We start from the raw sequence: 14582 nt of genomic DNA on the forward strand, positions 1-14582 counted from the left end.
AGATCACCCGATCGGGGGGATTCAATGCCTTTCGGCCTGGGGAAAGCCGCGCAGCACCGCGACACCGGGCCCGACGCACCCGGACGGCGAGGGTCGAGGGCCGGTCAGAGGTCGAGCGTGCCGTGGGCGACGATCACGGCGGGGCCGGTCATCTCCACCCGGCCGTCGGGGTGCTCGGTGATCAGGAGCCGGCCGCCGGCGACGTCCACCCGGTAGGCGGCGGGCCGCCCGGTGACGGCCGGGTCTGCGCCGTCCCGGCGGGCCGCGGCGACCGCGACCGCGCAGGCGCCGGTGCCGCAGGAGCGCGTCTCCCCGGAGCCCCGCTCATGGACCCGCATCGCCACATGTGCGGGGCCGCGGTCCACCACGAACTCCACATTGGCCCCGGTGGGGTAGGCCTCGGCCGGCGAGAGGGCGGGCGCGGTCAGCAGATCGCCCGCCTGGTCGAGGTCGTCGACGAAGGCGACCGCATGCGGGTTGCCCATGTTGACATTGCGGGCGGGCCAGCGGCGGGCGCCCACGGCGACCTCGATCGCGTCGGGCCCGGGCAGTACGGCACGGCCCATGTCCACGGTGATCTCGCCGGGTCCGTCCGGACCGTCCTTGGCGAGATGCACCCGGCGCACCCCGGCCCGGGTCGCAATGGCCAGGTCCCCGGCCTCGGCATGGCCGGCCTGTGCCAGATAGCGGGCGAAGACCCGGCTGCCGTTGCCGCACATCTCGGCGATGGAGCCGTCGGCATTGCGGTAGTCCATGAACCACTCGGCCTCGGCGGCCATCCCCGCCGCCTCGGGGTGGGCGGCGGAACGCACGACCCGGAGCAGTCCGTCGGCGCCGATCCCGGCCCGCCGGTCGCAGAGCCGGGCGACGTCGGCCGGACCGATGTCCAGCAGGCCGTCCGGGTCCGGCACGATCACAAAGTCGTTCTCGGTGCCGTGCCCCTTGAGGAAGGGAATGCCCTGGGTGCTGCCCGCGGTGTCGTCGCTCACGGTGCCAGCGTAAGGGGTCGGCGGCGGTCGCCGATGAGCAGCCCGTCAGCCCCTGAGCATGGCGACCCGCCACACCCCGAGCCCCAGGGCGGCCAGCCCCAGCAGGGTGTAGGCGGTGATGGCGCGCCATCCGGCCCGCTCTGCGGAGCCGCGGCGCGGCAGCCCCGGCCAGGCATAGCCGACCCGGCGGGCGGCCATCGCCCCCCAGCCCACGGAGGCGGAGGTCAGCAGGAGTCCGAGCATGCCCACGACCGCGCCGCCGTCGCCGGACTCAAAGGCCAGCGGGAAGGCGAACATCAGCGAGCCGAAGATCCCGATCACCGCGATCGGGAGCGTCTGCCACCAGCGCAGTCTGCGGCGGGGGCGGATCTCCCGCTCGTGCACCACGCCCTCCGGCGGGGCGGTGACCCCGGGACCCGTCTGCTCCGGACCGTCCGTGTCGAAGGGGTCCTGCGGGTCGAGCGGCGAGAGGGAGGACAAGGGCGAACCGCCGATCTCGGCAGGGGCCGCGGCGCGCAGTCGGGGCGGAACGGCGCCCAGGCGCTGGTCCGCTTCGGGGCCGGTACCCGTCGACACGCGGCCTCCCCGGGCATTCGACGCATGGTGCGACAACAGCTTGTCACCCTGACGCGTCGATAATGGCATGCCCACATGCGGTCACCGCGCGTCACACGGCGCCCTCGGGTGATCCGTGGCCATGACGTGATCCTGCCGTGACCGCCGTGTCCCTCTGCACCTGCACGTGCGCGGGGCGTATGCACCGTCACTTGGCCGAAACCCTGCTCTCACTGTCCGGTGCGCACCAGGTCCATGGCGTGTTCCAGCAGGTGGGAGCGGTCGGAGCCGGTTCCTGCGGGCAGCCAGTGGATCCGCGGGTCACGCCGGAACCAGGACTCCTGACGGCGGGCGAAGCGGCGGGTGGCCCGCACCGTCTCGGCCCGTGCCTCGTCCTCGCCGCACTCCCCCGCGAAGTGGGCGAGTACCTGCTGGTAACCGAGCGCCCTGGACGCGGTACGGCCCTCCCGCAGGCCTGCCTTCTCCAGCACGCGGACCTCGGCGAGCAGCCCCGCCTCCCACATCCGGTCCACCCGCAGGGCGATCCGGGCGTCCAGCTCCGGCCTCGGCACCCCGACCCCCAGCTGCACGGTGTCGTACACCGAGGTGTGGTCCGGGAGGGTGGCGGTGAAGGGGCGTCCGGTGATCTCCACGACCTCCAGGGCGCGCACGATCCGGCGGCCGTTGCTGGGCAGGATCGCCGCTGCGGCGGCCGGGTCCACGGCCGCGAGCCGAGCGTGCAGCGGGCCCGAGCCCTGCTCCGCCAGCTCCGCCTCCAGTGCGGCCCGGACCTGCGGATCGGTCCCGGGGAACTCCATGGCGTCCACGGCGGCCCGCACATACAGCCCGGAACCGCCGACCAGCACGGGGGTCCGTCCGGCCGCGAGCAGCCGGTCGATCACCTCCCGGGCCAGCCGCTGGTACTCGGCCACGCTGGCGGCCTCGGTGACGTCCCAGACGTCCAGCAGATGGTGCGGGATCCCGCGCCGCTCCTCCGGGGTGAGTTTGGCGGTGCCGATGTCCATGCCGCGGTAGAGCTGCATGGAGTCGGTGTTGACCACCTCGCCTCCGAGCTCCCGGGCCAGGTCCACCGCGAGGTCGGACTTGCCCGCCGCGGTCGCACCGACGACGGCGACGACACGGGGCGGAGCGGGCGGCGGTTCGGGGCAGAGGCTGTCCGGGCTGGTCACGTCCCCCAGTCTGGCAGGTTGGGAACCTCGCAGCTGGGCAGAGGTATCTCCTGCGGACCGTCGTGGAGGAGAGGCCCATGGGCATGATGGAGAAGCTCAAGGACAAGGCCACCGAGCTGGCCGGCAAGCACGGCGAGCAGATCGACCACGGCCTGGACAAGGTCGGGCAGGCGATCGACAAGGCCACCAAGGGCAAGTACAGCGACAAGATCGGGCATGGCGCGGACAAGGCCAAGCACGCGGTGGACGACCTCGCGGCGAAGCGGCAGCCACCGCAGGGCGACGACCCGTCCGACACCCCCGCCCCCGGCTGACCGACCCCGTCAGCTCCAGGAGGCGACGAAGTAGCCGACCCCGTACGGCGCCTCGTCGCACAGCAGCCGGCCGCCGAGGCCCGCCCCCTCGGCGGCACCGGCCAGGACCTGCCATACCGCGCGGCCGCCGGCCTGCAGTTCCGCGGCGCGCGCCGGGGACAGTGCGGCCAGCGCCCGGGTGTCGGCCGCCAGCAGCGCTGCGGCGACCGATGCGTCGAAGGGCTCGGCCCGCTCGTCCAGGTAGCCCGGGGCCTTCAGGGACCGGCAGGCACTGCCGTCGCCGAGCACCAGCAGCGCGGTGCGCGGCGCGCTCGCGGCCAGCTCGGCCCCGATGCGCAGGCACTCCTCGGGCCGCTCGCCCGGACGTACGCAGCGGGCCTCGCAGGGGCCCGCCCAGTCGGCCTGCTCCAGCAGCCAGGCGCCCACCGCCAACGGGAGCGGCAGTTCGTCGCGGGCGTCGTCACCGGGGCCGCTCCGCTGTCCGAGGCGGACGGTGCGGTCCACGCCGAAGCGGCGGAAGGATCCGTACGCCCCCTGGGGAAAGCGATCGCGTCCGGCGTGCGGCTCGTCGGTGGCACCCACCACCCAGAGCCGGTCCGGCCGGGCCTCGGCCAGCTCGGCCAGCACCTCGGCGCAGGCTGCGCGCAGTCCCTCGAGCTCCGGAGCGGCTCCCGAGGCGACCTCGGGGACCAGCAGCGGCGGGCAGGGGCATACGGCGGCGGCGACCAGCATGATCAGCACTCTACGGCCTGCCACCGCGCGGACGGCAACCCCACTCTGGGCTCCGGCCCGACCGGGCCGGGCGCGGCTTAACCGCCGCTGCGGAGCGCACCGCGGCCGGGGCCGCCCGCCCCTCCGGTGGCCGGCAGGGCGCGCGCCCGGAGCCCGGTCCCACCGGCGCGGGCGGATCACCCCGGCCGCGGCGCCGCGGTCAGTCGCAGCCGCATCCCCCGGCCGGAGCCGCGGGCAGCGGAGCCGGCGCACCGATGCCGGGCAGGCCCAGCATCACCCCGGCGGGCTTGGCCTCGGGTGCGGCCTGCCGCCGCTCCCAGGCATCGCCTGCCCGGGTGCGGCGCACCGCGAGTGCGGGGCCCTCCGCCAGCAGATGGTGGGGGGCGGCATAGGTGATCGCGACCTGGACGGTGTCGCCGGGGCGGACCGGCTCCGCGGGGCGGGTGAAGTGCACGAGCCGGTTGTCGGGCGCCCGGCCGGACAGCCGGTCGGTGCGGTCGTCCTTACGGCCTTCGCCTTCGGCGACCAGCACTTCGAGGGTGCGTCCGACCTGCTTCTTGTTCTCCTCCCAGGAGATCTCCTCCTGGAGGGCGACCAGCCGCTCGTAGCGGGCCTGGACGACCTCCTTGGGGATCTGCCCGTCCATCTCGGCGGCCGGGGTGCCCGGCCGCTTGGAGTACTGGAAGGTGAAGGCCTGGGCGAAGCGCGCCTCGCGGACCACGTGCAGGGTCTGCTCGAAGTCCTCCTCGGTCTCCCCGGGGAAGCCCACGATGATGTCGGTGGAGATGGCGGCGTCCGGCATGGCCGCGCGGACCTTCTCGATGATCCCGAGGTAGCGGTCCTGCCGGTAGGAGCGGCGCATCGCCTTCAGCACGGGGTCCGAACCGGACTGCAGCGGCATGTGCAGCTGGTGCATCACATTGGGGGTCTCCGCCATCGCGGCGATCACATCGTCGGTGAAGTCGCGCGGATGCGGGGAGGTGAAGCGGACCCGCTCCAGGCCGTCGATGCGTCCGCAGGCACGCAGCAGCTTGGAGAACGCCTCACGGTCGCCGATGTCGGAGCCGTAGGCGTTGACGTTCTGGCCGAGCAGGGTGACCTCGACGACGCCCTCGGCGACCAGAGCCTCCACCTCGGCGAGGATGTCCCCGGGCCGGCGGTCCTTCTCCTTGCCGCGCAGCGCGGGCACGATGCAGAAGGTGCAGGTGTTGTTGCAGCCCACCGAGATCGCGACCCAGGCGGCGTACGCGGACTCACGGCGGGTGGGCAGCGTCGAGGGGAAGGTGTCCAGCGACTCCAGGATCTCCACCTGGGCCTCGGACTCCACCCGGGACCGCTCCAGCAGTGCCGGCAGGTGCCCGATGTTGTGGGTGCCGAAGACCACGTCGACCCAGGGGGCCTTGCGGACGATGGTGTCCCGGTCCTTCTGGGCCAGGCATCCGCCGACGGCGATCTGCATCCCCGCCTGCTTCGCCTTGACCGAGGCAAGCCTGCCCAGGTTGCCGTACAGCCGGTTGTCGGCGTTCTCCCGCACCGCGCAGGTGTTGAAGACGACGACGTCAGGGCTGCCGTCCTGGTCGGCCTTGACGTATCCCGCGTCCTCCAGCAGGCCGGACACCCGCTCGGAGTCGTGGACGTTCATCTGACACCCGTAGGTGACCACTTGGTAGGTTCGCGCGCTCATCTCAACGCACAAGAGTACGCGCCTTCGCACGGTGCCAGAGCGGTCCGGACGCCCGGCCGCCCACCGCCGCCCCTCCCCATCCATGGTTGCGGATGGCAGGATCCCGCTCATGGCCGACTCCGCATCCCGCCCGCTCCCCCGCCTCGCGGCGGTGCTGCGGGACCGTGCCTCCTCCCGGCTCTGGCGCGGGGGGACGGCTCTGGTGCTGGTCGCCGCTCTGCTGCTGGGCTGGTGGCTGTGGCCGTCCTCCCCCGCGCCGTACCCCCGGGGCACCGTCGGTTTCGCCACCGGGGTGCCGCGCGGGGTCTACGAGCGGTACGGGCAGCTGCTGCAGGCCTATGTGCACAGGGCCATGCCCGGGGTGGGACTGCGGCTGGACGCCTCGGAGGGGTCGCCGGACAATCTGCAGAAGGTGGCGTCCGGCCGGGACTCCTTCGCGATCGCCACCGCGGACGCGGTCGCCACCTACTCCGGGCCTGACCGGGCCCGGCTGCGCGGCATCGCCCGGCTCTACGACGACTACATGCAGCTGGTGGTGCCTGCCGACTCCCCGGTGCACAACGTCGCCGACCTCAAGGGGCGCACGGTCAGCGTGGGCCAGCCGCTGTCGGGGGTGAACCTGGTGACCGAGCGGCTGCTGGCGGCCGCCGGGCTGGACCCCGAGCACGACATCCACCCGGTCCCGCTGGGCATCGGCGACGCGGTCGACGCACTGCGCGACGGCCGGATCGACGCGCTGTTCTGGTCCGGCGGCCTGCCGACCGCTGCGGTCGACGACCTCTCCCACCAGCTGCGGATCAGACTGGTCCCGCTCGGGCAACTGGCGGAGAGGCTGCACCTCGACGGCGGTGAGGGCGCAGCGGCGTACCGGGCCGCGGTGATGCCGGCGGACGCCTATCCGGAGGCGCAGCCCGCCAACACCCCGGTCTCCACGGTGGCGGTCGCCAATCTGATGGTGACCCGCAATGACACCGACACCCGGCTGGTCCAGGCGATGACCCGGGCGGTGATAGACAGCCGGGACGCGATCGGGTCGGAGGTGCACGCCGCACAGCTGATGGACCTTCGGACGGCGATCTACACCGACCCGCTGCAGCTGCACGAGGGCGCCCGCCGCTACTACGCCTCGGTGAAGCCGTAGGAACGTGTCGGGCGGCAACGGCCGCCCGGCGGGGGAGGGGTGATGGTCGCGTACCTGCGCGACCCCTAACCTGATCCTCTGACCGACACACGAGCCAGGGGGCCGGGGATGCACAGCGGGGGTGGACCCGACGGCGGGGCGCGTGCGCAGGGCGGGACGCCGGACCCGGCCCAGGAAGGCCCCCCGGGCCAGGACGGGGAGCACACGGCGGGACGGCTGATCGACAACCGCTACCAGCTGCAGCACCGGCTGGGCCGCGGCGGGATGGGCGTGGTCTGGGAGGCCCGGGACACCCGGCTGCACCGCCAGGTCGCCGTCAAGGAGCTGCTCTTCCGCGGCGCGGTGGACCCGGAGACACAGGCGCAGTGGGTGGAGCGGGCCCGCCGTGAGGCGCAGGCCATCGCCAGGATCGGCCATGAGCACGTGGTGACGGTGTACGACGTCACCGAGGCGGACGGCCAGGTCTGGATCGTGATGGAGCAGGTCAATCCGCGCTCACTGGCGGACCTGCTGCGCACCCACGGCCGGCTTCCGGTGCAGGACGCCGCCCGGATCTGCCTGGAGGTGCTGCGCGGGCTGCGCGCGGTGCACGCCGCAGGGGTGCTGCACCGCGACGTCAAACCGCACAATGTGCTCTTCCGCCGGGACGGCCGGGCGGTGCTGATGGACTTCGGCATCGCCACCTTCGAGGGGGCCGCCCAGGTGACCCGGCTGCACGAGACGGTGGGCACACCCAGCTATCTGGCCCCGGAGCTGTGCGATCCGGCCGGCCGCCGGCCGCCGGACCCGGCGAGCGACCTCTGGTCGCTGGGAGTGACCCTCTACGAGATGGTCGAGGGGCGGCTGCCGTTCCGCGGCCCTGCGCCGTACGAGGTGCTGCTGGCGGTACGCGAGGAGGAGCCGCCCCCGCCGGAGCACGCCGGCCCGCTGGGGCCGGTGCTGGCCGGACTGCTGACCAAGGACCCCGCCCGGCGGCTGACCGCCGGGCGGGCCGAGGAACTGCTGCGGCACGTGGTGCAGGAGACCCCGGCCACCCCGGCCCGGCTGGAGCTGGAGATATGGCCGCCGACGGCCGGGTCCGGTGGCGGCGGTGCCACCGCCACCCCGCGGCTGCCCACCACCGGGCTGCCGGCGGAGTCCACGGGCGAACAGGCCGCGCCCCGCCCGTGGTGGCGCGAGCGGCGGCTGCGGCTGTCCGCGCTGGCGGTGTCGCTGGTGCTGGTGGCGGGGGCGTCCTGGCTCGGCTACCGGAGCTGGTCGCCGGCGCCCGATCCGCTGGCGGCGTCGCAGACCCTGGCCCAGGCGCACCAGCGCGGCGCCCTGGTGATCGGGGTGAAGGCCGACCAGCCGGGGCTGAGTGTGCTGACCGATCCGCAGCGGCAGCGGTACCAGGGCTTCGATGTGGACCTGGCCTCCTATCTGGCCAAGGACCTGGGCTTCACCCCGGACCAGGTGCAGTTCACCACCGTGCAGACCTTCAGCCGGGAGCTGGTGCTGCAGAACCGCACCGTGGACCTGGTGGTGGCGAGCTACAGCATGACCCCGGAGCGGGCGCAGTTGGTGACCTTCGCCGGTCCCTACTACCTGGCCGGCGAGGACTTCCTGCTGCGGACCGACGAGAAGGACGTGGTCGGCCCGGAGGACCTGATCGGCCGCAAGGTGTGCACGGCCCGCGGCTCCACCCCGGCGGAACGCCTCCCGGTGAAGTTCCACGGCATCCAACTCACCTACCGCAGCAGCTACGGCGAGTGCGTCGCCGATCTGCGGGCCCACCGGGTGGACGCGGTCTCCACCGACGACATCATCCTCGCCGGGTATCAGAAGCAGTACCCCGACGAGCTGCGGCTGCTGGGCATCCCCTTCCAGTCGGAGGCCTACGGGGTGGGGATGGCACGGGGCGAGAACGCGCTGCGCACCGAGGTGTGCTCCGCGATAGACCGCTATGTCGACTCCGGTGCCTGGCGGCGCTCTTGGCAGCGCTGGCTGCAGCCGCTGGGGCTGCTCCGGCCCAGCCCCGGCACCTGCTCCAACACGGACTGGCAGCGCGCCGGCTGACGCCTCAGCCGGTGGCGCGCCGCGGGGCGGTCAGGGTGACCCGCAGTCCTCGGGGCTCCCCGAGGCCGAACTCCAGCGTGCCGCCGGTGGCGACCAGCAGGGTGCGGGCGATGGACAGGCCGAGGCCCGAACCGTCGACGTTCTGGTGGCGGGGGCTGCGCCAGAAGCGGTCGCCCACCCGCTCCAGCTCCTCCTCGGTGAGCCCCGGACCGGCGTCGGCGACGGTGACCGCGACCTCATCGGGGCGCAGCACCACCGCGACCCGCACCGCCTCCCCCGCCGGGGTGAACTTCAGGGCGTTGTCCACCACCGCATCCAGCGCGCTGCCGAAGCCGACCGGGTCGGTCCAGCCCAGCGCCATCGGCGGCCCCTCCCAGGTCAGCTCCACCCCACGCTGCTCGGCGACCGGCCGCCACGCGTCCACCCGCTCCAGCGCCAGCCGCACCAGGTCGCTGCGCCGGGCCTCCGGGCGGGCGTGCTCAGCGGTGGCCAGGCCGAGCAGATCGTCCAGCACCCTGCCCAGGCGCCGGCCCTCGTCCCGCACCCCGCAGAGCACCTCCTCGTGGCCCTCCGGCAGTTCCAGCCCCAGCAGCTCGATCCGCAGCATCAGCGCGGCCAGCGGATTGCGCAGCTGATGGGAGGCGTCGGCGACAAAGGCCCGCTGGCGCTCCATGGCCAGCTCCACATGGTCGGCCATCTCGTTGAAGGAGCCGGCGAGGCGGCGCAGCTCCGGAGGCCCCCCGGACGGGGCGACCCGGGCGTTCATCCGGCCGGTGGCGATCTCATGGGTGGCCTTGTCGAGCACCCGTACCGGCCGCAGTACCCAGCCGGTGAGCCGCACCGCGGCCACCACGGCGATCACCATGGCCGCGATCTCGCCGGCGCCCAGCAGCAGCCAGCCGTGCAGGATGCGGGACTGCAGCGCCCCGGTGGGCGAGTCGGTGAGCACCACGGCCACCACATCGCCGTCACGGACCACCGGGGAGGCCACCATCAGCGTCCCGTTCCGGGTCCATGGCCACACCTGCGGTGGATTGTGGCTGCGGCGGCCGTCCAGGGCCTCCTGGAAGGCCTGCTCCCGGATGCCGTCGCGTGGGGTCCACCAGTCGCCGGGGGAGACGGCGAGGGTGTCCCCGCTGCGGGAGAAGACCCCGGCCCGGATGCCGTAGACCTGGTGGTAGCGGACCACCTCGGCCCGGAGCGCCCGCAGCTGGGTGTCGTCGTCGCCGTCCATCCGGACGTACTGGGCGAGCCCTGCGAAACGGGCGGCGTCGTCGATGCGGTCGACGATCACCTGCTGCTGCTGGGCCGCGGCCTCGGCGATCGCGAGCGGCACACCGAGCGCGGCCAGGACGCAGGCCATCAGGGAGAGCAGGATGCCGAGGAGGCGGGTGCGCATCGAGGGTCAGCGGCCGCTTTCCGTGCGGGGGGTGTCCGCGGGCGGTTCGACGACCAGGCGGTAGCCGACCCCGCGCACGGTCTCCACCAGGGTCGGCAGTGCCAGCTTGGCCCGCAGTGAGGCGACATGGACCTCCAGGGTGCGGCCGTTGCCCTCCCAGCCGCTGCGCCAGACCTCGCTGAAGATCTGCTCCCTGCGGTAGACCACCCCGGGGTGCTGGGCCAGCAGCGCCAGCAGGTCGAACTCCTTGCGGGTGAGCGGGACCTCGCGCCCCTCCACCGTCACCCGGCGGCGTTCCCGGTCGATGTCGACGCCGCGGGCGGCCAGCGGGTCGGCGGGGCCGGAGTCGGGTGCCGCCGGCTCGGCTGCGGGGCGGCCCGCCGGTGCGGCGGGGGTGCCGCTGCGCCGGGCGACGGCATGGATCCGGGCCAGCAGTTCACCCATGTCGTACGGCTTGGTGACATAGTCGTCGGCGCCCAGGTTGAGCCCGTGGATCCGGGAGCGGGTGTCGGCCCGGGCGGTCACCATGATCACGGGGACACCGCTGCGGTCCCGGATGCGGCTGCACACCTCGAAACCGTCGCGGTCCGGCAGACCGAGGTCGAGGAGCACCACCCGGTACGGCTCGGCGCCGTCGGGCACCAGCGCGTCCAGTGCCTCACTGCCGCTGCGTGCGTGCCGCACCTGGAAGCCGTGCCGGCCGAGCACCGCCACCAGGGCGGCCGCCACATGGTCGTCGTCCTCGACGAGGAGCAGGCGCATCCCGCTCTCCCCCTTCTGCCGGAAGTACGTCCGTCGTCCTACCCAGTCGCTTCGGCAGCCCGCGGTGGTTCCCTGCATCCACCCCCACGGGCACCGCCCGGGTCAACCCCGATCGGGTGAAGCCGCAGGTACCGTTATTGACCTGGAACATTGGGCGACAGCGCCGGTGAGGCCCGGCTCGGGCGCCGCTGTGTCCCGATCGTGATCCTCAAGTTCCGCTCAGATCTGCTGACGGTGCGTCGCATCCCCTCCTATGGTCGGCCCACCGGGGCCGCGGACTCCGCCGGTCGCGCCCCGGACGAGCAACCGGCAGGACGGTATGAGGAAGCAGGGTTCGATGGCCGACGTCGCCACCACCGACACCGACACCACCGCCGGGACCGACGACCTGGTGGTACTCAAGGGCGTCAACAAGCACTTCGGGGCACTGCATGTGCTCCAGGACATCGACCTGGAGATCGCCCGCGGCGAGGTCGTGGTGGTGATCGGCCCCTCGGGATCAGGCAAGTCGACGCTGTGCCGGACGATCAACCGGCTGGAGACCGTCGACTCCGGCAGCATCACCGTGGACGGCCGTCCGCTGCCCGCCGAGGGCAAGGAGCTGGCCCGGCTGCGGGCCGAGGTCGGCATGGTCTTCCAGTCCTTCAACCTCTTCGCGCACAGGACGGTGCTGGAGAACGTGGTGATGGGCCAGGTCAAGGTGCGCGGAACGGCTCGCGCGAAGGCCGAGGCCAAGGCCCGTACCCTGCTGGACCGGGTCGGGGTGGGCGCACAGGCCGACAAGTACCCCGCCCAGCTCTCCGGCGGCCAGCAGCAGCGGGTCGCCATCGCCCGGGCGCTGGCGATGGACCCCAAGGTGATGCTCTTCGACGAGCCGACCTCCGCCCTGGACCCTGAGATGATCAACGAGGTCCTCGAGGTGATGCGGCAGCTCGCAGCCGACGGCATGACCATGGTCGTGGTCACCCATGAGATGGGCTTCGCCCGTTCCGCGGCCAACCGGGTGGTCTTCATGGCCGACGGCCGCATCGTCGAGCAGAACACGCCCGACGCCTTCTTCACCGCGCCACGCAGCGAGCGGGCCAAGGACTTCCTGTCGAAGATCCTGCACCACTGATCCACGCCGCACCGATCGCGCCGCCGCGCAGACCGACGCCCGGCTCCGCCCTGTGCGGGCACGGGCGCAACCCCGTCAAGGAGAGAATCCGCATGAGGACTCGTCGCACCGCCGCGGCCGTACTGGCCGTACTCGCTCTGACCGCCGTCGCCGCCTGCGGCAAGGACGGCTCGCCGGACGGCGACAGCTCGGGCCCCAGCACCTCCTACGAGGTGAAGAAGGACGTGTCGATCACCGGTTCCCCGACCTTCGACGCCGCCAAGAAGCGCGGCAAGCTGATCATCGGTGCCAAGGCCGATCAGCCGAACCTGGGCTTCGAGGACGTCGCCAGCGGCACCCGCAGCGGCTTCGACATCGAGATCGCCAAGATGGTCGCCGCCGACCTGGGCTTCAGCGACAAGCAGGTGGTCTTCAAGACCATCCCGTCGACCAACCGCGAGACCGCCATCTCCGGTGGTGAGGTCGACTACTACGTCGGCACCTACACCATCAACGACGACCGCAAGAAGCAGATCTCCTTCGCCGGCCCGTACTTCGTAGCCGGCCAGGACCTGCTGGTGGCCAAGGACAACACCGCCATCACCGGTCCGGAGGCGGTCAAGGGCAAGCAGGTCTGCTCCGCCACCGGCTCCACCTCGATCAAGCGGATCGAGGAGCAGTACGGCGCGACCACCGCCTTCGACACCTACTCGCAGTGCGTCGACAAGCTGCTGGACGGCTCGGTGGACGCGGTGACCACCGACGACGCCATCCTCAAGGGCTACGCGGCCAAGTACCCGGACAAGCTCAAGGTGGTCGGCAAGCCGTTCTCCGAGGAGCCCTACGGCATCGGCCTCAACAAGGACGACAAGGCGCTGCGCGACGCCATCAACAACGCCATCGAGGCGCACGAGAAGAACGGCGACTGGAAGAAGGCGTACGACGCGACGCTCGGCAAGTCCGGCGCCAACGCCACCCCGCCGCAGCTCGTCCGCTACTGACCGACCTCCCGGGGCGGCGGCGCCCGGACGCCGCCGCCCCGGCCACGCCCGATCTCCACCTGGGAGGGGGACGGCCGCCATGAACGTCCTGTTCACCGACGACAACTTCGCGCTCTTCCGTGACGGCTTCCTGCGCACGGTCGAACTGACCGCGCTCAGCGGCCTGCTGGCCCTGGTCCTGGGGGTGCTGCTGGCCGCCTTCCGGGTCTCACCCGTACCGCCGCTGCGGATCTTCGGCACGGTGTGGGTGAATGTGCTCCGCAACACCCCGCTGGTGCTGCTCTTCTTCGCGGTGGTCTTCGGCCTGCCGAAGATCGGCGTCGATCTCGGCTACTTCACCTTCGCGGTGCTGGCCCTCGGCTGCTACACCGCCAGCTTCGTCTGCGAGACCGTGCGCTCCGGCATCAACACGGTGCCGATCGGCCAGGCCGAGGCCGCCCGCAGCCTGGGCATGACCTTCGGCCAGACCCTGCGGCTGGTGGTACTGCCGCAGGCCACCCGGACCGTGGTCGCCCCCACCGGCTCCATCCTCATCGCGCTCACCAAGAACTCGGCGATCGCCGGGGCCTTCAACATCGCGGACCTCTACAGCGTGATGAAGACCTGGAACGAGCTGGGCTACAAGATCTTCGCGGTCTTCTTCTGGATCGCGCTCGGCTATCTGGTCATCACCTTTGCGATCAGCGCCCTGTTCCGCTTCCTGGAGAACCGTCTGGCGGTGGCCCGATGAGCAGCAGCGTCCTCTACGACGCCCCCGGCCCCAGGGCCAGGGCCCGCAACCGGATCATCGGCACGGCGGCCGTCGCCGGCATCGCCGCCCTGATCTGGCTGGTCGTCACACGCCTTGACGCACACGGCCAGTTCGCCGCCGACATGTGGGCGCCCTTCCAGTACAAGCGCACCCAGGAACGGCTGCTGCACGGCCTCCAGGACACCCTGACGGCGTTCGGCTTCGCCGCGGTGCTGTCGCTGGCACTGGGTGCACTGCTGGCCGCCGGGCGGCTCTCCGACCACCGGCCGGTGCGCTGGTTCAGCACCGCCTTCGTGGAGTTCTTCCGCGCCATGCCGCTGGTCATCATGATCTTCGCGCTCTATGTGGGGGTCTTCGGCGACGCCCCGCTGTGGGCGCTGGTCATCGGGCTGACCCTCTACAACGGCTCGGTGCAGGCGGAGATCTTCCGCGCCGGGATCAACGCGGTCCCGCGCGGTCAGAGCGAGGCGGCCTACGCCCTCGGCCTGCGCAAGACCCAGGTGATGAGCTCGGTGCTGGTACCGCAGGCCTTCCGCTCGATGCTGCCCGCCGTGCTCAGCCAGCTGGTGGTGACGCTCAAGGACACCTCCCTCGGCTACATCATCACCTACGAGGAGCTGCTGTACGTCGGCAAGCTCATCGCCGGCACCAGCAGCACCGCCGAGGGCTACCCGTACATCCCCGTGGTCCTGGTCATCGCCCCGGTCTACATCGGGCTCTGCCTGGCGCTCTCCGGACTCGCCCGGTGGATCGAGGCACGCGGCCGCCGCAGCCGCAAGGGCGCACCGCCGTCGCTGACCGCAAAGGCCGGCACCGGGTCCGACTCCGGATCCCCCACCGGGACCGTGGCAGCGGCCACCGCCGCGGACCGCTGAGGCCCGGGGCGCGTCCCGCGCCGCGTCGACCGCCCCCG

14 protein-coding genes are annotated in these 14582 nt (G+C 72.5%); 7 read left to right on the plus strand and 7 right to left on the minus strand.

Features of this window, described 5'->3' with window-relative positions:
* Nucleotides 1-104: 104 nt before the first annotated feature.
* The 3 genes from dapF to miaA all read right to left on the minus strand — a co-directional run bounded on the left by dapF (nt 105) and on the right by miaA (nt 2734).
* Complete coding sequence (gene dapF / locus AB0761_RS12685) at nt 105-989, minus strand: diaminopimelate epimerase (RefSeq protein WP_377269087.1); 885 nt, start codon at nt 987-989, stop codon at nt 105-107.
* A 45-nt stretch (nt 990-1034) separates the two neighbouring features.
* Nucleotides 1035-1565, minus strand: coding sequence for a hypothetical protein (locus AB0761_RS12690; protein WP_377269088.1), 531 nt, complete (start codon nt 1563-1565; stop codon nt 1035-1037).
* Nucleotides 1566-1774: 209 nt separating this feature from the next.
* On the minus strand, nt 1775-2734 hold the full coding sequence (gene miaA / locus AB0761_RS12695; RefSeq protein WP_377269089.1) for a tRNA (adenosine(37)-N6)-dimethylallyltransferase MiaA: 960 nt from the start codon (nt 2732-2734) through the stop codon (nt 1775-1777).
* 77 nt (nt 2735-2811) lie between these two features.
* Here miaA and AB0761_RS12700 point away from each other — a divergent pair, with 77 nt between their 5' ends.
* Nucleotides 2812-3048: an antitoxin gene (locus AB0761_RS12700; RefSeq protein WP_377269090.1), complete on the plus strand. Its 237-nt coding sequence runs from the start codon at nt 2812-2814 to the stop codon at nt 3046-3048.
* A gap of 9 nt (nt 3049-3057) precedes the next feature.
* Here AB0761_RS12700 and AB0761_RS12705 read toward each other — a convergent pair whose 3' ends face one another.
* Nucleotides 3058-3780, minus strand: coding sequence for a class III extradiol dioxygenase subunit B-like domain-containing protein (locus tag AB0761_RS12705; protein ID WP_377274056.1), 723 nt, complete (start codon nt 3778-3780; stop codon nt 3058-3060).
* 199 nt (nt 3781-3979) lie between these two features.
* Entirely contained in the window at nt 3980-5464 is a 1485-nt protein-coding gene (gene miaB / locus AB0761_RS12710) for a tRNA (N6-isopentenyl adenosine(37)-C2)-methylthiotransferase MiaB (RefSeq protein ID WP_377269091.1), read from the minus strand.
* Between the two features lie 109 nt (nt 5465-5573).
* Here miaB and AB0761_RS12715 point away from each other — a divergent pair, with 109 nt between their 5' ends.
* Nucleotides 5574-6605, plus strand: coding sequence for a TAXI family TRAP transporter solute-binding subunit (locus AB0761_RS12715; protein ID WP_377269092.1), 1032 nt, complete (start codon nt 5574-5576; stop codon nt 6603-6605).
* Between the two features lie 108 nt (nt 6606-6713).
* Nucleotides 6714-8660, plus strand: a complete 1947-nt coding sequence (locus AB0761_RS12720) for a bifunctional serine/threonine-protein kinase/glutamate ABC transporter substrate-binding protein (protein WP_377269093.1) — start codon at nt 6714-6716, stop codon at nt 8658-8660.
* 4 nt (nt 8661-8664) lie between these two features.
* On the opposite strand, the gene AB0761_RS12725 is transcribed toward AB0761_RS12720, so the two are convergent.
* Nucleotides 8665-10059: a sensor histidine kinase gene (locus AB0761_RS12725; protein WP_377269094.1), complete on the minus strand. Its 1395-nt coding sequence runs from the start codon at nt 10057-10059 to the stop codon at nt 8665-8667.
* 6 nt (nt 10060-10065) lie between these two features.
* The gene (locus tag AB0761_RS12730; RefSeq protein WP_377269095.1) at nt 10066-10821 is read right to left on the minus strand and encodes a response regulator transcription factor; all 756 of its coding nucleotides are present in this window, start codon (nt 10819-10821) and stop codon (nt 10066-10068) included.
* Between the two features lie 337 nt (nt 10822-11158).
* Between AB0761_RS12730 and AB0761_RS12735 the strand changes: the two genes are divergently transcribed.
* The 4 genes from AB0761_RS12735 to AB0761_RS12750 all read left to right on the plus strand — a co-directional run bounded on the left by AB0761_RS12735 (nt 11159) and on the right by AB0761_RS12750 (nt 14544).
* Entirely contained in the window at nt 11159-11938 is a 780-nt protein-coding gene (locus AB0761_RS12735; RefSeq protein ID WP_377274058.1) for an amino acid ABC transporter ATP-binding protein, read from the plus strand.
* A gap of 92 nt (nt 11939-12030) precedes the next feature.
* Nucleotides 12031-12918 (plus strand): glutamate ABC transporter substrate-binding protein, encoded by an 888-nt coding sequence (locus AB0761_RS12740; RefSeq protein ID WP_377269096.1) that lies wholly within the window; start codon nt 12031-12033, stop codon nt 12916-12918.
* A 79-nt stretch (nt 12919-12997) separates the two neighbouring features.
* On the plus strand, nt 12998-13648 hold the full coding sequence (locus AB0761_RS12745; protein WP_377269097.1) for an amino acid ABC transporter permease: 651 nt from the start codon (nt 12998-13000) through the stop codon (nt 13646-13648).
* A complete protein-coding gene (locus AB0761_RS12750) occupies nt 13645-14544 on the plus strand; it encodes an amino acid ABC transporter permease (protein WP_377269098.1) in 900 nt (299 codons plus the stop codon). The genes AB0761_RS12745 and AB0761_RS12750 overlap by 4 nt, the downstream gene beginning before the upstream one ends.
* The last annotated feature ends 38 nt before the right edge of the window (nt 14545-14582 follow it).

The organism is Peterkaempfera podocarpi, assembly GCF_042466665.1.
GTDB classification, from domain to species: domain Bacteria; phylum Actinomycetota; class Actinomycetes; order Streptomycetales; family Streptomycetaceae; genus Peterkaempfera; species Peterkaempfera podocarpi.